This window comes from Sphingobacterium sp. MYb382 (assembly GCF_037572665.1).
Lineage (GTDB): Bacteria > Bacteroidota > Bacteroidia > Sphingobacteriales > Sphingobacteriaceae > Sphingobacterium.
On record NZ_JBBGZT010000005.1, the window covers coordinates 95428 to 116379 of the forward strand.

A 20952-nucleotide genomic window follows, 5' to 3' on the forward strand; every position below is an offset into this window, starting at 1 on the left:
ACATATAGCCCACTTTAGGGACTATTTTATTTTTGCATTTCTAATCGTCAAACTGATAAGTTTATACCCTTGATCTGTTCGTAGAAACTCATAATGGTTTTGTGTAAAATCCTTTTTAACCCGATGAGAAACAACAATTGACATTGTCGGATATTTCCAATCTTTGGCTTCGCCACAATTATTGAAATACTGCTCAAATTCCGGCCCATCATACATAAACGGGTTAAGTCCATCGCTAGAAATAAAATAATCAGTATTTGGCAGTAGGATCTCTGCAAGACCATTTTTCAATAGCGCAAAGTTATCTTTTATAAGCTTCTCTTTATTGGTTTTAGCCCAGCCCTCTTTGGATTCCCACGTGATGGTATCATAAGAAATATCATTAAGCTTTTCTAGAGTGAGATTATCTGCTACAATCCTTGTAATCCACTGTTTAAATTCCTTCTCAAAGTCTACGAAAGCGTAATAAAGGCCGTCATTTGCTAAGAAAGACTTCCTCATCTTATCAGGATTCGGCGCATTAGTTTTCTCAATAGAGAAAAAATCGAGGGGATTATCGTAGGAAAAATCTGCCACGAGCAGGTTGTTTAAGGTATCTATCAAAACCTCTTGCCCACCTACCCAGCTATAATGATTACAGCCATCCTCGTTATGATCAGACCAATATTCCTTTTTAGCATCCTTAAGACCGGCAATCATTCCATTTCTTACATTCGTTAAAGCACTATAAACAGCGGGAATAGCAATTTCACCATTCCTATTAAAGAGACCAACTTTATCTGTCTTCGCATCCCTAAAACGGATAAAACCCTCACTTTCGCAATCTGCGCCATTGTCAAAAATGTATAAGCTATCACTGCCCACCATTCGACCATGCTTCGTCAGGTAATAGCTACTCCAAATGCCGTTATGCTCTTCCGTTGCCGCTATGATATGGTCAAACCTGTTTGCTGTTGTAAAGCCGCTAAATTTGGGCGCGATTTTCACAAGCCCACTTTTGTCTTTGTAACCTATTAATGTGGTGTCATTATTCCAAAATAACCGCCAAGAATCCTCAGTTTGCCCAAAAGACGTAAAGCTCAAAATCGTCGTAAGAAACATCAATAAGTATACTTTCAAGTTCATTTTTAGGATATTTATAGTACTAATAAAACATTTTTTAGCTTCATAACGTATGCGCGTAAGCTTCCTTATTGCCGTATGCTACGAATCAAAATACAACTATAAGACCGAAATTCCTCATTTATCTAAAAAAGTAAATCCAGTACCTAAAAAAAATCCCCCTAATGGCTAGGGGGATTTTCATTTGCCCAACAGGGCTTAACAACAGTAATCGCTACGCATGCACCTTATAGCTGAGCAAACCATAAAAAACACCTATTCATCTTTCTCAAAGGTATCTGCTATGCTTGTCTGGCTACTATAAAAAGAGTGTATTAATTCGCTAGCGTGTTTTTATAGATTACACCATCTTTCATAATCAGCTTAAAATTAAGCTCTGGATTTTCAACCAATTTTATATTATCTATCGGATTACCATCAACCAAAAGTAAGTCTGCATAAGCTCCTTCTTGAATAATTCCTAAATCATGTGGATAAGGATTACGCGGACCACTTAACTTCAGTAGTTCCGCATTGGTGGCTGTCGCCATTTTTAATACCTCAAATGGCGTAAACCATCTCGTCATCTTAGCAAGCTGCGCCCCTTGTCGTGAAGCAAGCTTTTCATCAAACAAACAGTCTGTACCCCAAGCGAGCTTAACATTATATTTCTTAGCCAACTTATAAGCATTATCTGTACCATGAGTCATCGTAAGTTGCTTTTGTCGATTAATTGAACCTTCAGGAAACGGAATCGCATCTTCATCATCAAGGAAGGGTTGCATACACCACCAGATACTATTGTCGGCCATTAGTTTTACGGTGGCCTCATCAACCAACTGACCATGCTCAATACATTTAACACCACCTTTAATAGCTTCTCTTATCGCTTTTGGCGTGTAAGCATGCACGGTTACATAGGTACCCCAATTCTCGGCGGCACTTACGGCCGCGTTAAATTACGCTTCTGTATACTGCGCTACATCTAGCGGATCATAGTTTGATGCAACACCACCTCCGGCCATCAGCTTAATTTGTGTTGCGCCATTACGCAACTGCTCTCGAGTACGCATCAACACTTTATCGGCTCCATCAGCCACGATAGTCATGCCTCCTCTTTCATAATAAGAAAGTGTACCATCTCTTGGAATATCTGTTGGAAGACCAAAGTCTCCATGTCCACCAGTTTGAGAAATTGTAGCTCCGCTTGAATAAATTCTAGGTCCTATAGCCAAATTTCCGTCAATAGCACGCTGTAAACTTAAGGAAGCACCACCCAAATCACGAACCGTCGTAAAACCTCTCAGCAGTTGTTTCTCTGCAGCATGGGCAGCGAACAGATTGATATACCCCATATCAGACCCCATGATTGTGGCCATAGGAATAGACTCCATCATGACATGAGAATGGGCATCAATAAGACCAGGCATTAAAAACTTACCTCCCCCATCAATAATCCGGGTATCAGCGCTTCTATTGGTCGCAATTGGTTGTGTAGATATCGTTTTAATCAAGTTGTCTACGATTAAAACGTTCCCTTTAATAACCTTATCATCCTTACCATTAAATATTTGCACATTATTAATAAGGGTACTTTTCTGTGCAAAGGTAGCCAACGAAAAGAATAAGAATAGTGGTGAAAAAATAGCTCTCATAGAATAAAGGTTATTTTATTTACTAATTTTTTAAAAAATGAAGTTAAATTAAAATGGTTACTAGAATAAAACTCAAACTTAATAAAGTTTATCTAAAATCCAAAAAACGACTAATACTAATCCGTTTTTAACTAAAACTATAAACCAAAACTACTTCCATATTCGAATTTTATCTCTCCATTACCTATGAAATTTTCCACAAAAAAGGTCCTGCCTTTTACTTGTAATTCACCGGTTTTGGCATTTCTATTAATTCGTATTCAACACCGTGCTTATCAGCATAAGGTATCGTCAGATCATATACGATAGTATACTTTTCGTCCACTATTGGACCTTTAGTTTCATCAAGCTCAGCAATAGCCTCATCGATTTCCTCATCCGACCTACCATCGTCAATCATTTTGGCAATGCGTGGAAAATCCGTCTTGTAAATTTCATCAGCATATAGGAACATCTCCAAAGCCGCAGCCAATATCGGTTTCGTTTCAGCATTGACATCCAGCTCTTGAATAGCCTTAATATCCTTATCAAACATATGGATATAATGATTTGCTACATATTCCGTAGCATTCACCTTCTTAACCTTTCTTTCCTTAGTAACAATAACAAGGCTTCCTGCATTTAGTTGCCCTCTTATTTCCGTAAAATGCTCCTTAAAGCCCATCGGAATTTTGTTCCCATTCAGCATTACTTTATTAAACACCTCATCGGGATAATTGCTTCCCAATTGCCCACAGGACAGTACTGAAAAGCATAACGTAAATAGTAAAAAGAAGGATAAATTTCTTACTGTGCGTGTATTTCTGATTGAAAATTTTGTGACCATCTGTTTCATTTACTTAATTATTGATTAGTTCATCTAATTCCTGAGCCAGTCCCTGCATTTTTGCTTTCTTAAACGACTGGGCCAAGAAATAGCGTTTTCTTTTTCCATTAGAAATAAATCGTCCGAAGAGTACTGAGTTTACCGGAATACCGATATAACACATGGTTTCCACATCAAAACCTTCAAAATCCGAAAATCGATACTGATGTGGTTCTTTCCTCCACACACCTGCACTGATTCTGAATATTTTTTCATGGGGTAGAATCTTAGTTTTGGACGGCCTTAGCAGCATAAGAATAAAAGCAAATGTCGAAACGATGAAGCATAGCCCAGTCATAGTATTTTCGCTGTAGAAAAACAACAATATACCGATGAGAAACCATACAAAAATAGAGAAGTGAATAAACGAAAACATATTCCTTATCTTGTAGCCACTCCCGTCATGAAAGAGATATTTGTAGTGCATATTAATTTCATACGTTAACATTTTTTCCGTCTTCCAGATATACCGACATTGCGCTATTGTCCAAACGAAGGCAAACCCAATTAGCCTATAAATGCAAATTTGCCTTCAAACATTTTACCAATGATAGGCAAAGGTTTCTCAACCTCATTCGCTGCATTAATGATGCCGATGATTAACAGTACAAAAAACAAGACACTTACATACATTAAAACAGATAAACTTGGTAGAATCACAACTACGATGTTTAATAATACATTGATGATAATGCTAACAATCAAAAGACCTAGTGACTGTCTTAAATGGTATTTCAATAGACCATTGGCTTTTTCTTTACCATTGAAATAAGAAACTAACCATCCGATAAGGGTGATGTAAGATACGATAGCTAATGTTTTGTTGTCCATTTTAAATTTAAATTAAGTGAAATTTTATACCGCAAAAGTATTTTCAACAGCAGAGTAATACAACTTTACCGATACGTCAGAACAACTACAATGACAAATCAAAGCGACTACAGAACGTCTACAAAAACACCTAAGCATCTAAAAATTAATTAATTGACAAACATCAAAAAGATGCTTTTTTGAGCTCATTGTATACAATACCGCTTACGACTTTTGTACATTTGTGGAATGCTGAGATTAATAGGTATACTGATAGGCTTAAGTTTTTGCACTGGAGGATGGGCACAACAGCGCTATGTTGACAGCCTTCATACCTTATTAAATAATAGTAAAGAGCCGGAAAAAACTATTACCTTACAGCAGCAACTTGCAGAATGGTACCGCAGCGATGAACAAGAAACAGCGGCTATTGAACTCGCGGAAATAAGCCTCAAGGCAGCATTAAAAATTTCGGAAAATAACCTCGCCGTAACCAAGGCTTACGCTATTTTATCAAATATCTATACCAATACCGAAAATTACGAGCAGTCGAAAGAATATATAGACAAAGCATATAAGTCTGCGGAGAAGCAGGATAACTCCTTAGCCTTAGCTTATGCTCATTATGCTTCTGGCGTTCTTCAAATTGCGCTTTTCAACACGGAAAACACCCTAAAATCCATGCAACAAGCACTGGATAACATTCCCAATAAAGAAGCCGAACCGGAACTTGTCTGTAAGCTATATTACCAACTCTATGGCATATATACGGAGTGGAACGACGAACAAAAGTCGATGCGATATATCCAAAATGCCCTTTTATATGCTCTGAAATCGGGCAATAAAAATTTACTAGCAAATAGCTATTCGGCCCTATCGGTCACCTATTCTTTCCGCTATGAGGCCACTCATGAAAAGAAATACCTCGATAGCATCATGCAACCGCTAGACGATGCCATCAGCCTTTACAAACAGTATCCAGGGCAAGTCATGAAAAACACCTATGCTAATTGCCTCAATAACAAAGCTAGCTACTACTTAAAGTACTACGACTATAGCGATCCACAGCTAAAACAGAAAATACGCACGACCATCAGCGAAGCATTGCAGGTGGTCCCTGAGGGCAATGATGCGATTATTGCGAGCGCCTATGGTATACTCAGTGAGCTCAGCATGTCGGAGAATGACCTTACTACCGCCGACGGGTACCTTACCAAGGCCTACAACCTACTTTCTCGAAAGAAAAACCCGTATTACCATACACTCATAAACGTGCTTAACTCCTTAGTGAGCCTCCATACCAAAAAAGGCGATTATAAAAATGCCCTAGCCTACCAGCAGAAAGTGACTCACTATAGTAATATGCTCTTTGACCAAGAGTCGGCTTCCGCCACAAAAAGACTCGAAGCGCAGTTCGAATTCAGCAAGAAAGAACAGGAAATCATCGCTCTTCAGGAGCATGCAGCGGCCCGCAAAAGACAAAACTATCTACTCCTCGCTTTGTTAGGCATCGGTTCGGTAAGTGCCTTTTTCATGTTCCGCTCCTATCACTACAACCTCAAATATGCTATAGCCAGAGAGAAACAGCTGACGGCAGAAAAAAATGAAACTGCTATGCAGATAAAGTACGAGCAACAAGAACAAGCAAGACTTAAAGCGGAACAAGAATTGTTAACGTTACAGCAGCAGAAGCTAAATGATGAAGTAATGGCCAATCAGCTACAGCTACAGCATAAAAATGAGGTTCTCCTACACATGCAAGAAAAACAAGCTAAAGGCGAATCCGTAAATATCCAACAGATAATCCGCGAAGAATCTATTATGAATAGTGACTTCGAGAAAGTAAAGTTTAGTATTCAAGAAATACATCCCAATTTCTTCAAAACTTTAGGAGACAATGCAAAACATAGGCTCACGGCGCTCGACCTTAAATATTGTGCTTACCTCTATTTAGGCATGGATACTAAGCGGATAGCACAGTTGCTACACGTAGAGCCCAAAAGTGTGCGCATGGCTAAGTATAGGCTGAAACAGAAGTTTAATCTCGGCTTAGATACCGATTTAGTCAATTATCTAAAACAAATAGGATAAGCTTTGCTGTTAGAAACATAATAGCTATGACCAACCTATAAGTTTAAATTAATAGATAAAAAAACAGCCGAAGCGGGGTGCTTCAGCTGTTTTAATGGTATTATGGGTATTAATAAATTCGATTATGTTCCTGGATAGGCTTTCCTATCAAAGAAAAAGTAACAACTCTTATGCTTACGCAAAATTGTCGATGGCCATGTAGTAGATATTGCGGAGTTCATTGTATGCTTAACAGCTTCTCGCTTATGCTCGCCAACCACAACACAGAACAAACGCTCTCCCTTAAAAATGGTAGGTATCGTTAATGTCAAGGCCTGCTTAGGGACCTCCTCTATGGTCTCAAAACATTTATCAAGCACCTGTTGCATACGACAGACATCATCCAATTCAACTTCTTTAATGGTATATTCATCTTCAAAATCAGCTACTGGAGGGTCATTAAAGGCAATATGCCCATTTTGTCCGATACCTAAACATACCACATCTATCGGCTGCTCTTCAATCAATTGCGCTATGCGCTTTACCTCTTCCGCTACTGGATTCGTCGGGTTAATAAAGTACTTTGCTTTAGGCTTTATTTTGCTAAACAAGCGATTTTCCAAATAATTAGAAAATAGCTGCTCGGCACCATCAGCAAGTCCTATATATTCATCCATATTAAAGGCGACAACCTTTGACCAGTCAATTTTAGCGGAGTTAGCTAAATAATCGAGCGTATAATCTTGAGATGGCGCCGCGGCAAAAATAACCCTGATTTCCGACTTCACCTTTTGCAATTCAACCAATGTGGACTCAATGGCGCGTCCAGCATGTTCCCCTGTCTCCTGAGCAGTCTCGGACACGTCAATGTTTAATTCTTCTAAAAGCATATTTAATAATTACTATTTAATAAAAGCAACCCTACTATGGTTACTTAATGAAACGTACACTGTCAATAACAATCTCTTGTTCCTTCAAATCGGAAGGCATCTGCCCCTTAAACAACCATAAATTCATACGCAACTTTTCAGTCTTGGCTGTAGGTACATGTTTCCCTTTGTATGCCCATTCATGAATGGTCTTATCGGCTCCTTTATCATCTTTGTAACTACTTTTGAAAAGAATCTGATCAGTCTGCCAATGAAAATAATGAGTTGTAGGCCCACTATTAGGCGCTATATCAAAGCGTTGTTTATTACCAACAACCTCCGAGGGTTGCGAGGCAAACTGGGCATTTTGATTGCTCGGACTCGACCATTTCGAAAACTCAATATCGATTTCTTCCTCATCATTCAGGTAGGTAAAAAGTCCAGCTACAACATTCTGATCCAGCTTACTGACATCTGAGTTGATGTAAAAAACGTACTTCCCATAGCCCATAGACTTTTGTGCAATAACACCTGCGCAATACCAATTGCCTCCTTCTTGACGAATTTTAAGATGTAAACGTCCTTGTGGATCTACCCAAACACTATTGTCCGTATCGGAAAACATATTAGGCCCAGGGCCTTCCTTTTTACCACGTGTGGTGCGAACAATCCAATCCATGCCTGAAAACTGAATGACACGATCTGTCGGAACAGCAGGCACTTCTATATCGGAATCTTTACTGCTGCTACAGTTTAAAAATAACAACAGCATGGCACCAATCAGCACTCCCAAATTGAACTTTCTCATCAGCCTATATCTTTATAATTCATGCAATAGTAATCCTCCTCCTTATTAAAAGGAGCATCGTCAGGTTGAACGGACCATCTGATGCCCCCTTTCGGTAGGTTGACTACTTAGCCTGTACATTAAGTTTTATATTCTCTAATACGGCGCCAGCCTTATCTCTAGCCGTTAATTTTAAAGTGTTCACGCCTAGATTTTGACCATTATGGATGAATACCATATTCTTTAGATCTAAATCAAGCTGCGTAAATCGGCTTCCTTTCTTCAATACTTCGGCACCTTTCACCAACCAGCCAAACGTAGGCAAGTCTTCAATGGTGTAGATGATATCGCCAGCAGACGCCCCTCCCACACTAAGGTTTTCCTTAGATAGCACGTAGATGCCTCCATTAGCTACCTCAAAATCCTTTTGTCCTTCCAAGGTGAGCTCTGAATCGCCACTCGCTAAAGTTGCGATAAGCATCGGCGGAGCCAAAGTAGGATGCTGTCTAGAGGCTATTTCATCCGTCTCGTCCGATCCTGGCTGCCCATCGAGCATGTAAGACTTCAGTCCTGTAGGTTTCTTCTCTTTATAGTAATCTGTAAGGTCAAATCTAAACGTGCTTATCTTCGTTGTTTTTATAAAAGCAATACGTGGCGTCGTCGGAAAAACAGCATTGTTAAAGTTCAGCGCCGCTTCACTCCAAGAGGTACTAGGTGTCTCAAACAGATTAAGATCGACGCCCTTTGCTGCCGTAAAAGAAACAGCCAATTGCAGCTTAAGATCCGTCACTACACCTTCTTTTTTGAAGTCTGCGAAATCAAACATTAAAAATGCCTTACGGTCATAATCACCGTTATTCGACACGTTCTTAATTTTCAAGAGTGGATCTAGTCCGAAGTTTTTAGCAGACTCTGTTCCGCCGTTAACAAAAGCATCCTGCTTCGCAAATATGGTATCCTGCACCAAATTTGGATTCACATTTACATCGCCCGTTGGTGCCGAGTAATACACGACAGCATTTACCACATGAATAACACCATTATCAGGCACTAAGTTGGAGGTACGAATTTGCCATTGCCTGTTCGTTCCCTCATTAATCAGACCTACGTAGGTGCTCGTATGCGACAGATACATCGTTTGGCCATTTTCCGTTTCATAAGCTATAGGCCTATTACTTGGTGCCAATGCAGGGTCATTGAAATTCACAACGCTTTTCACAATATGGTAGCGCAACATGTTTTTCAAAATCGGTACAGGAATGGCACCAATTGAAGCATAGCCGTTATCCTTGAAATAACTGCGAAAGGCCTGGTTATTAGGAACGATGAAAGTAGACCCCGTCCCTGTTTCATACATAGACTCAAGTTGTGTACGCTGAATAGCCTCACTAAAAAGTGAAAGCGAATCGTTGCCTTTAATATAAGACAAAGCCGACATGTTCAACTTAGCGTTATCTGGTGCATAGTCGTAGGTAAAACTATCTTGAATTTCGCAACTAACCACCGAGAGCAACATACCAATTCCTAATAAGGAACTCGTAATTGTATATTTTATCTTTCTCATAAGATTTTACTTATAAAATTCATTTTGTTTCAGATTCAGATTTCTTAGGGTTGCACTTTCGTGCAATGGCCATACGAGGTTGTCCTCACTGCTCAAGCCGTTTATCGGTTTCATAGTAGCGATAGCTGTGCCGCTACGTACAAGGTCAAACCAGCGGTGTCCTTCAAAGCAAAGCTCGATGGAGCGTTCATGGAGTACTGTTGCGACAAGTGTTCCATACAAATTATTGGCTGCCGCTTCATCAAGCACAGCAATTCCTGCACGACGACGAATACGGTTCAGTAACTCTAGGGCCTCTGTAGGCTGGTTTAGACGCGCATGGGCTTCGGCTTTCAACAAAATAATATCTGCCAATCGTGTCAAAACAATATTGTTGGACGATGGATCCGGACTTTCATCCTTAAAACCTTGTCCGAAGAACTTCCAAATTTTACGAGGCTGCACTTCTGTAATGTCGTAGATCCGTGGTTTACGTAAGTCACCTACTTCTATCGAAGCAATAAAGCGTGCGCTAGGCACATAATCGCTATCAGAACCTAAGGCATATAGTGCGCGTAAAGCATTCGTCTGAACCTCATTATAACCGACTTCAAAAATGCTTTCTGTACTTTGGCCTTTAACAAAAATCTCGTTCCAATCGTTCATCGACACCAATGAATATTGTCCATCGGCAAGCACCTTCTCTGCTGCAGCGATGGCTTTATCGTACTGCTTTTGCCACATATACAACTGCGTTAAGAAGGCATAAGCAACACCTTTGGTAACCAATACCCTATTGCGGGCACCAGAATAGCTACTTGCAGCATTTGCTACGGCAAACAATAAATCCTCTTCTACCTGTGCTAATACTTCAGCTTCCGTATTTCGAGATACAAAAACATCCTGCTCTACACTCTCGTACGGCTCCGTCACTAAGGGTACCTGTCCCCAAATACGCACCAAATAAAAGTAAGTGATTCCCCGAAGCGCACGTGACTGCCCTAAAAGCTGTTTCTTTAATTCACTTTCACCATCCCCAAATACCTGCGGTGTATACTTAATGGCGTAGTTGGCGCGTGATATCAACGTGTAGAAGTTATCCCAGCGCGCCGAGTTGATAATCGGTGTTAATGCATTTTGCTGTAGCGCAAAAGGATCACCCGAGTGACGTGTTAAAACGTTATCTGCTCTCCCTTCTCCCCAGTAGGCAAAATTAAGGCGAAAGAGCGATTGCATACTGTTGTATATCCCATTCACGCCCGCCTGCGCATCACTAGGCTTTTTATAAAAACCCTGCCCAGAGAAGTTACTGATCGGTTCTTTATCTAAAAACGAATCCGAACAAGCCGAAGCAAACAAGATTAAAACACTTCCGAATATATATTTAATTGATCTTTTCATGATTGAATAATTTATAGTCCAAAGGTTAAACCAAACATAAACGTGCGACTCTGCGGATATGATCCTTCGTCCAATCCGACACGTAGGCCAGAATAGGAGTTCACATCAGGATCAAAACCGGTATATTTAGTCCAGGTAATCAAGTTTGAAGCTGTCACAAAAGCGTCTACTTTACGAAGACCTATACGTTTAACCCAATCAGAATGGAAAGAGTAGCGTAGGTTTACATTCTTCAACTTGATGTAAGAAGCATCTTCCACCCAGCGGCTTTGTACACGGCTATCCGATTGCTTAGGATCATCACGAACTAACCTTGGAAAATCGGTTACATCACCCTGCTGACGCCATCTATTCAAAGCATCCGTAGACAGGTTGTTGTATCGCACGATAGAATTACGTTGGTGCTTCAACTCATTATATATTTCTCCTCCTACGGAGTATTGAAAAAACACATTCAGGCTGAAATTCTTGTAGCTAAAGTCATTAGAAATACCCCCAAAATACTTAGGCTCTGCATAACCAATAATCTCTCTATCATCTTGATTAATAATATTATCACCGTTTAGGTCTTTCCAAATAGGATCACCTCCAACAAATACAGGCCCATTTGCGCCATGCGTAACGCGATTAACGTTATCCTCATCACGCGAATAAACGCCCATATAGCGCCATCCATAAAACACCCCAATAGGTTCCCCAACTTTAAGGATGTGGTAAGCACCATTTTGAATATGACCGTTCGTCAATACATCTTGTGGTAAGGACGTTACCTTATTACGGTTTAAGCTGACATTTATATTCGTATTCCATGTAAAAGGCCCTTGCAAGTTGCGTGTTTGCAAACTGAATTCAAGACCACGATTTTCGATGGTTCCTATATTTCGCGTCACATAGTCAAACCCTGTTGTGCTCGGAAGAGGCACATTATAAAGTAGATCTTTGGTCTTCTTAAGATAGGCATCTGCTGAGAACAAAATTCTGTTCTGTACAAAGCCCAACTCCAATCCTAAATTGTATTGATGGGTAGTTTCCCAGGTAAGGCTCGCATTCGGCATAATCGTAGGTGCAGCACCCGAGAATTCTAAATAATTTGTGCCGAGCGTAAACTCTCCACGGGAGGTATAGTCTCCAATAGCCTCATTACCAGTGCTACCTAAACTAAAACGTAGTTTACCATCACTAAGCCAGCTTAGATCTTTAATTCCGTCTTCCTCAATAAAGCGCCATCCAGCAGAGGCTGATGGGAAGAAACCAAAACGTTTATCACGACCAAAGCGAGAAGAACCATCCGAACGGAGGTTAAACTCCAATAGGTACTTGCTCATGTAGTCATAGGTAACCCTTCCGAAATAAGAAAGCATAGCGTGTTCTGATGCAACATTAACGCCTTGATTGGAGATAATAGATGCTCCGTTTAAGGTACGGATGTCGTCACTAGCAAAATAAGAACCGTCAAGACCTGTTCTATCATATCTCCATTTCTGAAAACTAATACCTGCCACAGCACCTAAATTATGCTCTTCACCAATAGTCTTAGTATAGGTAAAATAACTCTCATTACCCCAAGTCAGGTTACCCGAAGTACGTACACCTCCCGTATTAAACCCTTCTCTATAGTCAAGGATAGAAGGCATAAATTCATCTTCCTTCATGGCGATGTAATCTAAATTCACATTACTTCTAAACTTAAGGTCTTTATAAAAATCAATCTCGATGTATTGACTACCGATGATACGGTTGGTTTTATTTAAGTTGGTTGCATATAAAGCCATGCCCACGGGATTACGCTGCCCAATCATATAGCCGTTTAGTGACCCATCGGGTAGGTACATCGACATATTAGGCGGCCGTACCAATAAGCTACGTACGATACTAAGGTTTCCTGATCCTGCCGCATTGGTTCTGTTATTCACCGCGTTGGTATAGGAAATACTCTGCCCTATGCGTACATGGTCAGAAATATTGAAATCTACATTGAGACGAGAAGTGAAACGCTTGTAGTTTGAATTTAGAATTACCCCGTCTTGATCTAAATAGGAAGAACTCCAAGCATATTTTGTTCCTTGATTTCCACCACGTACCGACAAATCCAGCTTAGACTGTCGTGCTGTACGCATCATAGCATCTTGCCAATCGACATCGCCGTTATTCATCGGATTTAGAGAATCTATCAAGGTATAGTAAGGTTCCTCAGGGACACTCATTCCTCGATATGAATCCAAAACAGCTTCACGGTACTGTTTTGAATTTAAAACACTCAATCTACGTGTTAACGAACTAACTCCAGTAGTTGCATTTAAAAGTACTTCTGGCTTTCCCTCTACCCCGCGTTTGGTGGTAATCATAACGACCCCATTTGCTGCTCGCGACCCATAGATAGCCGTTGAAGCGGCATCTTTAAGAATCTCAATAGAAGCAATATCCGCAGGGTTTATATCAGCCATCGGATTTAATCCAGACCCTTCCGTACCATTTAAGGAAGATATAGAACCCGACTCAATCGGAATACCATCGACCACAAACAAAGGATTATTCCCTGAGTTTAATGAAGAGTTTCCCCGTACTCTGATGGTCATCTCTCCTCCTGGCGCTCCTGAATTGGAGGATACCTGTACCCCTGCTGCCCGTCCTTGCAACACCGATACAGGGTCTTGAAGTGTTGTTTTCTCAATTTCTGAGGCACCAACAGAAACAACTGACCCCGTTAGGTTTCGCTTCTTTTGGCGTCCATAACCTACAACAACCGTTTCTTCAATTTCTGTCGCTAGCGTAGCCAGCTCGACATTATAGGTTTCCCTATTATCGATCTTCACGGTTTGACCCGTATAGCCTAGAAAAGAAAAAACTAACGATTGCCCTACAGACACCTCATTTAGCACAAAAGCACCTTGGTTGTCGGTACTTACTCCGGTATTTTGCCCAGTAAGTTTTACACTCACTCCCGGTAAGGGCTGTCGCGTACTTGCGTCGATTACCTTTCCGGTTATCCGCTTTTGCTGTGCAAACACTTCACTCGGCATTAGGGCGGTTAAGCACAATAGCCAGCATGCAAGTGAGTATACACAGGTACCCCATTTAATTTTACAGTGGTTAGTAATAAATATCATAATGCAGATTTTAAGTTTATATCATCTGTTATTTAGTATTGCCAAGGTATAAAAAAAAACAAAAACTATGCAATCATTTGCATAATTATTTTTAAAAAACAATAAAAACATATAATAAACAGCATTTTAACAATGCAATCATTTGCATAAAACACAATAAAAACACTATTTGATTTCAAGAAAATTTGGGGTAACTTCGAAAATATAAAGCAGTAATGTATTATGAAAAAACAGGAAGGAGCACGTATTACTATTAAAGATATCGCTAAAGCGTTAAATCTTTCTACCGCAACGATATCTCGGGTACTCTCGAATCATCCTGGCATCAGTGAAAACACCAAGAAAATTGTCAATGACAAAGTAAAAGAAATGGGCTTTGCATTGGACCCTATTGCCTCCAGTTTTAGGAGTAAGAAAACAAAATCTATCGGTGTAATTTGTCCACGTATTGATATTGATTTCCACTCTAAGGTGATTAGTGGTATTGAAGAATATGCCTACAAACAGGGCTATCAAATTACCATCTTTCAATCGCAAGATTCCTATACTAAGGAAAAAGAAATCGTACACATGCTGGAAACATCCCTAGCTGCAGGTATTATCATTTGTCCGACCTTGGAAACAAAACGTTATGACCACCTCAGCAAATTAGACAAAGCGAATATTCCCTTAGTCGTTTATGATAGAGCGAATGAAAACCTAAAGGCAAATAAGGTTATTATCAATGACTTTGAAGCATCCTACAACGCATGTAGCCATTTGATACAAGAAGGTTGCAAAACACTAGCTCATATCTCTGGAAACCAAAATGTTTCTATTTTCAAGGCTAGGTTAGCCGGCTTCAAAGCCGCATTGGTAGACCACAACCTTCCAGTACACGAAAACCTTATTAGAGAAACAGAAAATCTCAGCTACGAGGAAGGAAAAGCACAGGCAGAAATACTGCTACAGCAGCAGAACACCCCTGACGGCATTGTATGTGCCAATGATTATACGGCCGCAGCAGCTTTAAAAGTGTTCCGAAACAGCGGGTTTGCTATTCCGGAACAAGTGGCTATTGTGGGTTTCAGTAATTACCCTATTGCTACGATCATAGAGCCTCAAATCTCTACAATCGATGATAGTGCGTACGACATGGGGCTAATAGCGGCTAAAATACTCATCCAACAGATTGAGGACAAAGACATGCAGGTATTGGACTATCAGGAGATTATCCTTAAAACCAAACTTATCGTTCGGGCATCTTCCGATAGTAAAAAACATTAACGACGCCATCTTTTCACATTGAAACCATGAAAGCTGTAGTAAATTAAGTAAGCATAACAAGGCAACAGCACCAAATAGGCATCTTTAATACCCATTGTATCGGCAAAATAACCATATAGCATTGGCATTATGGCATTTCCACATAAAGCCATCACCAGCAAGGAGGCTCCTATCTTAAGGAACCTTCCCAATCCAGACATCGCCAAGGGCCACACACCGGCCCAAATCATGGAATTTGCAAAACCTAGTAAGACCAGAAACCATACGGAAATATCCGTTTGGTAGCCAAATAAAGTATGCTCCCCCGAAAAAAGAAGGATAGCCATAGACAGCAAAAAGCCAAGAATAGTACAAACTCTCAATGCGGTGAGCTGGCTTAAAAAGCGCGGCACCATAACAATACCCAGCAGATAACCGACAATAGTAGCCGTCAGCGTATAAGACGGGAATGACTTCGCTTCCGAAAAAGATAAACCTGTATGTTGTGCATACCCGATGATGCTATCGACCGCAATAACTTGCGAACCGACATGAAAGAAAATAGCAATACTCCCTAATACCAAATGTGGAAAATGAAGAATACTTGTTTTCCCTTCCGTATCAATGGCGCTTTCGGCACCTTTGTCATGCTCTCCTTCGGTATGAATCTCTGGCAAAGGAGAAAACTTAACCAATAAGCCTAGCAGCAGCAAAATACCAGACACTACCGCATAGGGTAGCACCACCCGACGCAACAAGCCTTCTATGGCTAACTCCTTCTCTAAGGGTGTCAGTTGCGCCAAACTATCTAACGTAGACTGATCTTCGGGGCGTAAAACAATAGCCGCAAATAAAAGAGGTGCTAAAATGCCTGCCAACTTATTGCTAATCCCCATAATACTAAAGCGCTGCGCCGCACGCTCCTTATCTCCGAGTATCGTGACGTAAGGATTGGCCGCCGTCTGCAAAACAGCAAGCCCTATCCCGAGTGTAAACAAGCCCAATAGAAATAAAGGATAGCTTTGCATAATTCCGGCAGGAATAAAAAAGGCTGCTCCTAAAGCCATAATGAAGAAGCCAATCATAATCCCCTTCTTAAAGCCGACCGAGCGTAATAAATAGCCCGAAGGGATAGCCATCACCAAATAGGCGATGTAAAAAGCAAAGGCAACTAAGTAGGAATCAAAATGGTTAAGTTCAAAAGCTCCCTTAAAATAAGGTATCAGGATGGCATTTATCCAAGTAACAAAGCCGAAAACGAAAAACAAGGATACGATAATACCTAAAGACAGTACTTGCTGCCGCTTGGACAGACTTGACACCGAGACGGATGTAGCGTTACTTTTCATCGTTCTATTGTTTTATAGCTAATGATATCGGCAAACTTGAATCACCTTGCTTATTAAATGCTTTAAAAACTAACCCTGGCAGGTAAGCAACAGGACCAGCATAACGTTTACTATTTTGATTAGGTGCTGACCCATCTTCCGTATAGCGAATATCAAAGCCTGGCAATTCCATATTTGCAAATACCTGCCCATCAACCTGCTTTAGCCCGGGCGTAGGGATTCTATACGCAATACCGCCATGAATAAAAGGTAAACGTCGTAACTCCTGCGCTCCAACGAGATGAAAAAAGTTTTTAAGGGCAGCCTGATATGCGCCGTCTTGACCTTCTCCATCTTGCTCCCAAGCACCTGCTGCGGCCCATGCACGCTCACTGAACGCCAATAGTCGTGGGAAAAGCATGCGTTCCATTTCTTTTTCAGACTTAATAGTCTCCGACCATAAGGAAGCTTGCAACCCTACAATATTCTTTTTTCCTTTTTCTGTAAGTTTTTCAGCTCCAGCCAACACACGCTCCGGTAAGGGACGCCCTAGCCAATCTTGCTTCTGAGTATGTAGGTAATCAAAAGGCACGAAGCTATAAGGACGCTCCATGTCGATGAATCCTCCCCAATAAAAACCCTGCTCCCGAAAAGCCTTGTAATAAGCCATATCCATATAGAAATTGCTCACAAAGGAAAGCTTCACTTTATATCCTGCATTAGCCAATCGGTAGGCAAGGTCCTCGTTGCCTCCTAGGTTGTTCCAGACGTTTAAATAGATATTACGATCTTGAAAACCCGCATAAGGCACCCATTTCTTACGGCCATCTTCCAATACCTTCTCCATACCGACTTCCTCCCAGCCCGAAAGATCTAGCCCTCGTTTTTGCAACATCTTGTATAAAATATCGAAATGACGCGTCCACAAGTCAAAAGGATCATTAATCGTTGCATCGGCAGCCTTAAATTTGGCAAAAGCTGGAGATCCTTCCCAAACGCCATTAGGCACTTCATCGCCTCCAAAATGAATAGTCTTCAGCTCCACACCAGCTTGCTGGTAAAGACCAACGATATCATCCGTCAGCTGCTCCAAGAAAGTATATACTGATGGCAACGACACATCCATCACGTTATCATTCCATTTTTGTACCGACCTAAACTCGGAGCTATCGCCAGGAGACTGTAACAAATATTTATGCGCCGCTATAGAATCGCCTGCGGCCATAAATTTACGGTAACGGCTATTCATAGCCTGTATTGCGGCACGCGCATGCCCTGGTGTCTCCACTTCTGGAATCACCTGGATATGCCTGCTTTGTGCATACTTCAAAATTTCAATAAAATCCGCCTGACTGTAAAAGCCGCTTGCTCTTGAATTATCCAAAGATGGCCCTGAACCATAGGATGGTGGTAGCCAATCGGCATTGCCATCTGCAGTCCAGTGTCCTCGACGAGCGCCCACCGCTGTAAGCTCAGGAAACGAAGGAACTTCCAAACGCCATCCTTCATCATCATTCAGATGGAAATGTAAAGTATTGAGCTTATAAAGCGCCATCACATCGAGTATTTTCAAAATCTGCTCTTTGGTCTGAAAATTACGCGCCACATCCAACATAAGACTGCGGCTACCAAAGCGTGGTTCATCTTTGATATCCACGAAAGGTAGCGTAACGACTGCTTGCTGCTGCGCATCATATTGTGCCGGATTTACCAACAGCTTTAAGGATTGTATGGCATAAAACATCCCTGATGGAGTTCCAGCACGAAGCACTATCCCTTTTTTTGAAACATTTAGCGTATAAGCTTCTGCTGCTACTGTATTATCGTAAATCAGCTCAATACCGGCTCCTCCTCTTGTCTTTGGTTCCAGACGGCTTGATATACGAAACAATTGCTCCAATTCGGCTTTAAGCAACTCCCCTTCTTTCAAAAATTCACCATCATAATGGATAGCCACTTTATTTTTCAAGGCGTAAACTCCTTTACCTAATTTAGTCGAGACCGGTGTAGGCAAAATCTGGCCTTTAGCCAACGGACCATCAACCTGATAGCGCAAGTTTTTAGCATATATTTTTTCAGCATCCATCTCGGCATCGCCACCCACTCTATAAAAAGCCTTATCGTCTGGTGGCGTCAAAATCGTCACCGCGCCCAATGCCTCCTGCTTGTCGCCTCCCCAATCTAAGTAAAACCCTTGCGGAGCATCATTAAAATTGACAACCCATGATTTTGAAATCATCGTATAAGTAACCTGTTCTCCAGGCTTTAGCGTCTTGCCTTTCGCATTAGGCGTAAAATAAAAGTAATCGCCATTGATATGATGAACATCCAAAGGCTGCTTATCATCTACAGGCTCAGCCAACCGGATGAAGTTAAAGTACAGCTTCCATCCTTCCCATAGGAAATCGGTATCGCTCGTGTTCGTTAACGTCAGCGTGGATAAAGCATGCTCCTTGCCTGCATAGTTATTCAACAAAGGTTGCCAACTCACCTGCAAAGGATGTATTTTCTTCGATTGTGCGCCCACTTGCGTGCATAGCAACACAAAACAACATAGGACACTTAATAATCTTATATTCATAATGTTTACCTATTTATTGTTTACCTAATCTATTTATACGCGCATCTAACAATACAATCTTACTATTCCGCAACTCATTCTCCTGCGCTATTTCCGCGTCATACATCCATGCTGTATTCAGCTTTTTAAAGGTTTCATCTAAATTTTCTGCTAGAAGCTCTTTAATTACCTGCTTCATTTTCGGCAACTCCGTCGCACTAAAATCTGGCGCATTCAAGCGCATCTCTACCTCCATATATTTCAAATAACGCAGGCGAATCTGAGACATCAGAATATAGTGTGCATACTCTTCCTTATTCTTTTTAGGTGTCAATTCTTTAAATTGGCGTAATACCCAATCGGCACTATCCTTCATCTGTGTAACCGTAACGCCCGTTGCATTAGCACTAACCAGCCCTTGATTTATTTCATAAGGATTCGCTTTTAGCGCATCCCAAAATTTTACCGTCTCCTTAGCGTTGAAGCCATATTGACGCTTAGCATAATTTGAAATGAAGGCCTGAATGTCTAAGCCTTTTGTTGAACGCAAAGCCTCAACGTAAGCCGCTATTAAAATATTGAAACCCGACAACGGGTATACCCTACGTATCGGATATAGATCCACCAAGTCTTTTGGGCTTTCCCAGGTACTTCCATATAGTCCTGAGGTAGACCATGAAGTCATGATCATTCCTTTATAACCAAAATCACGTGCTTGTGGAATAAAATCGTGTATATTCTTAAAATGCTTCTCCCACTGTGTCAAAAAGTAATTATCAGGATGACTGCGTAGCGATGGTGCTCCCCAAATTTCATAGCCCGCATTCAGCAGGTTACTATGCTTACCGAACATATTCACATCCCAACCATAATTCCAGTCTATGAAAACCGTTTCCTTAGGAATACCTTCCAAAGCGTCCGGATATTTCATCGCGATATCTGCCCATAGCACAGGTTTCTTCCCCAAATCAACCACCAACTGACATAAAAGCTTGATATAATCACCGTACAAACGTCCTTTACCTACGGCTGCCACCTTTGCTTGCGACTCTTTGGAGTGTCCTAGCAGGTAAGTTTCATCACCCCCGATATGCACGTAATCAGAATGATGCGTACTGATCATATCTGTATACAAATCTTTGAAAAGTGCTTTTGCCTCTTCTTCGCGCAAAGGGTTGATCTGTGAATAATCTTTCTGGTCCTCTCGCAAATTCTTATAACGGTAATGGCGTAAGATATACTCTACATGGCCGAAGCTCTGCTGCAGCGGAATAACATCAATCCCTAATTTCTCGCAGTAATCGACAAACTCCTTCACTTCTTCGCGGGTGTAAGCAAACTGATTTGGAATCAAGGGATGATTTTCAAATGGATAAGTAGCTTCCCACTCCATAATCAGCGTGTTCATCCCTCCATCATGCAACTGCTTAGCAAACTTTTTCAAGGCTGGCATCTTCATAACTTGCACCCGTAGGTCTAAATGAAATCCGCGGACAGCAAAATCTGGAGCCTGCTGCGCCCGCAAGGAAAGCATACAACCAAATACAAGTAGAACGGTAATTAATACATACTTTTTCATCATCATAATTTTTATTTTACGCACAGGTAGGT

The 20952-nt window shown here is 41.0% G+C and carries 14 protein-coding genes and 1 pseudogene; 2 read left to right on the plus strand and 13 right to left on the minus strand.

Going from position 1 to position 20952, the window contains the following annotated elements; all coding sequences use genetic code 11:
• Window positions 1–21: 21 nt before the first annotated feature.
• From WH223_RS00430 to WH223_RS00450, 5 genes and pseudogenes are all read right to left on the minus strand, one after another.
• Window positions 22–1125 (minus strand): WG repeat-containing protein, encoded by a 1104-nt coding sequence (locus tag WH223_RS00430; RefSeq protein WP_340045546.1) that lies wholly within the window; start codon window positions 1123–1125, stop codon window positions 22–24.
• Between the two features lie 311 nt (window positions 1126–1436).
• Window positions 1437–2756: pseudogene (locus tag WH223_RS00435) on the minus strand (amidohydrolase family protein).
• A gap of 217 nt (window positions 2757–2973) precedes the next feature.
• Complete coding sequence (locus WH223_RS00440) at window positions 2974–3591, minus strand: hypothetical protein (RefSeq protein ID WP_340045547.1); 618 nt, start codon at window positions 3589–3591, stop codon at window positions 2974–2976.
• 4 nt (window positions 3592–3595) lie between these two features.
• Window positions 3596–3808, minus strand: coding sequence for a hypothetical protein (locus tag WH223_RS00445; RefSeq protein ID WP_340045548.1), 213 nt, complete (start codon window positions 3806–3808; stop codon window positions 3596–3598).
• Between the two features lie 320 nt (window positions 3809–4128).
• Window positions 4129–4452, minus strand: coding sequence for a DUF4870 domain-containing protein (locus WH223_RS00450; protein ID WP_340045549.1), 324 nt, complete (start codon window positions 4450–4452; stop codon window positions 4129–4131).
• Between the two features lie 228 nt (window positions 4453–4680).
• Between WH223_RS00450 and WH223_RS00455 the strand changes: the two genes are divergently transcribed.
• Window positions 4681–6522 carry a helix-turn-helix transcriptional regulator gene (locus WH223_RS00455; protein WP_340045550.1) on the plus strand — a complete coding sequence of 614 codons (1842 nt, stop codon included), beginning with the start codon at window positions 4681–4683 and terminating at the stop codon, window positions 6520–6522.
• Window positions 6523–6644: 122 nt separating this feature from the next.
• On the opposite strand, the gene WH223_RS00460 is transcribed toward WH223_RS00455, so the two are convergent.
• The 5 genes from WH223_RS00460 to WH223_RS00480 form a co-directional block, all read right to left on the minus strand.
• Entirely contained in the window at window positions 6645–7391 is a 747-nt protein-coding gene (locus WH223_RS00460; protein WP_340045551.1) for a 6-phosphogluconolactonase, read from the minus strand.
• Between the two features lie 40 nt (window positions 7392–7431).
• On the minus strand, window positions 7432–8178 hold the full coding sequence (locus tag WH223_RS00465; RefSeq protein ID WP_340045552.1) for a glycoside hydrolase family 16 protein: 747 nt from the start codon (window positions 8176–8178) through the stop codon (window positions 7432–7434).
• Between the two features lie 103 nt (window positions 8179–8281).
• The gene (locus WH223_RS00470) at window positions 8282–9721 is read right to left on the minus strand and encodes a CBM96 family carbohydrate-binding protein (RefSeq protein ID WP_340045553.1); all 1440 of its coding nucleotides are present in this window, start codon (window positions 9719–9721) and stop codon (window positions 8282–8284) included.
• A 6-nt stretch (window positions 9722–9727) separates the two neighbouring features.
• The gene (locus WH223_RS00475; protein ID WP_340045554.1) at window positions 9728–11101 is read right to left on the minus strand and encodes a RagB/SusD family nutrient uptake outer membrane protein; all 1374 of its coding nucleotides are present in this window, start codon (window positions 11099–11101) and stop codon (window positions 9728–9730) included.
• Between the two features lie 11 nt (window positions 11102–11112).
• Entirely contained in the window at window positions 11113–14208 is a 3096-nt protein-coding gene (locus tag WH223_RS00480; RefSeq protein ID WP_340045555.1) for a SusC/RagA family TonB-linked outer membrane protein, read from the minus strand.
• A gap of 222 nt (window positions 14209–14430) precedes the next feature.
• Here WH223_RS00480 and WH223_RS00485 point away from each other — a divergent pair, with 222 nt between their 5' ends.
• The gene (locus WH223_RS00485; RefSeq protein ID WP_340045556.1) at window positions 14431–15474 is read left to right on the plus strand and encodes a LacI family DNA-binding transcriptional regulator; all 1044 of its coding nucleotides are present in this window, start codon (window positions 14431–14433) and stop codon (window positions 15472–15474) included.
• Here the strand turns inward: WH223_RS00485 and WH223_RS00490 are convergent.
• Genes WH223_RS00490 through WH223_RS00500 form a run of 3 tightly spaced genes read right to left on the minus strand, consistent with a single transcriptional unit; the run spans window position 15471 to window position 20926 of the window.
• On the minus strand, window positions 15471–16802 hold the full coding sequence (locus WH223_RS00490; RefSeq protein ID WP_340045557.1) for a sugar MFS transporter: 1332 nt from the start codon (window positions 16800–16802) through the stop codon (window positions 15471–15473). The two genes, WH223_RS00485 and WH223_RS00490, sit on opposite strands and share 4 nt — an antisense overlap.
• A gap of 4 nt (window positions 16803–16806) precedes the next feature.
• The gene (locus WH223_RS00495) at window positions 16807–19362 is read right to left on the minus strand and encodes a family 20 glycosylhydrolase (protein WP_340045558.1); all 2556 of its coding nucleotides are present in this window, start codon (window positions 19360–19362) and stop codon (window positions 16807–16809) included.
• A 13-nt stretch (window positions 19363–19375) separates the two neighbouring features.
• Entirely contained in the window at window positions 19376–20926 is a 1551-nt protein-coding gene (locus WH223_RS00500; RefSeq protein WP_340045559.1) for a beta-N-acetylhexosaminidase, read from the minus strand.
• Window positions 20927–20952 lie beyond the last annotated feature (26 nt).

Coding starts and splice junctions, on each gene's coding strand:
- WH223_RS00440 (WP_340045547.1), bottom strand. CDS start 3,591: ATGAAACAGATGGTCACAAAATTTTCAATCAGAAATACACGCACAGTA.
- WH223_RS00450 (WP_340045549.1), bottom strand. CDS start 4,452: ATGGACAACAAAACATTAGCTATCGTATCTTACATCACCCTTATCGGA.
- WH223_RS00480 (WP_340045555.1), bottom strand. CDS start 14,208: ATGATATTTATTACTAACCACTGTAAAATTAAATGGGGTACCTGTGTA.
- WH223_RS00455 (WP_340045550.1), top strand. CDS start 4,681: ATGCTGAGATTAATAGGTATACTGATAGGCTTAAGTTTTTGCACTGGA.
- WH223_RS00470 (WP_340045553.1), bottom strand. CDS start 9,721: ATGAGAAAGATAAAATATACAATTACGAGTTCCTTATTAGGAATTGGT.
- WH223_RS00475 (WP_340045554.1), bottom strand. CDS start 11,101: ATGAAAAGATCAATTAAATATATATTCGGAAGTGTTTTAATCTTGTTT.
- WH223_RS00500 (WP_340045559.1), bottom strand. CDS start 20,926: ATGATGATGAAAAAGTATGTATTAATTACCGTTCTACTTGTATTTGGT.
- WH223_RS00485 (WP_340045556.1), top strand. CDS start 14,431: ATGAAAAAACAGGAAGGAGCACGTATTACTATTAAAGATATCGCTAAA.
- WH223_RS00490 (WP_340045557.1), bottom strand. CDS start 16,802: ATGAAAAGTAACGCTACATCCGTCTCGGTGTCAAGTCTGTCCAAGCGG.
- WH223_RS00430 (WP_340045546.1), bottom strand. CDS start 1,125: ATGAACTTGAAAGTATACTTATTGATGTTTCTTACGACGATTTTGAGC.
- WH223_RS00465 (WP_340045552.1), bottom strand. CDS start 8,178: ATGAGAAAGTTCAATTTGGGAGTGCTGATTGGTGCCATGCTGTTGTTA.
- WH223_RS00460 (WP_340045551.1), bottom strand. CDS start 7,391: ATGCTTTTAGAAGAATTAAACATTGACGTGTCCGAGACTGCTCAGGAG.
- WH223_RS00495 (WP_340045558.1), bottom strand. CDS start 19,362: ATGAATATAAGATTATTAAGTGTCCTATGTTGTTTTGTGTTGCTATGC.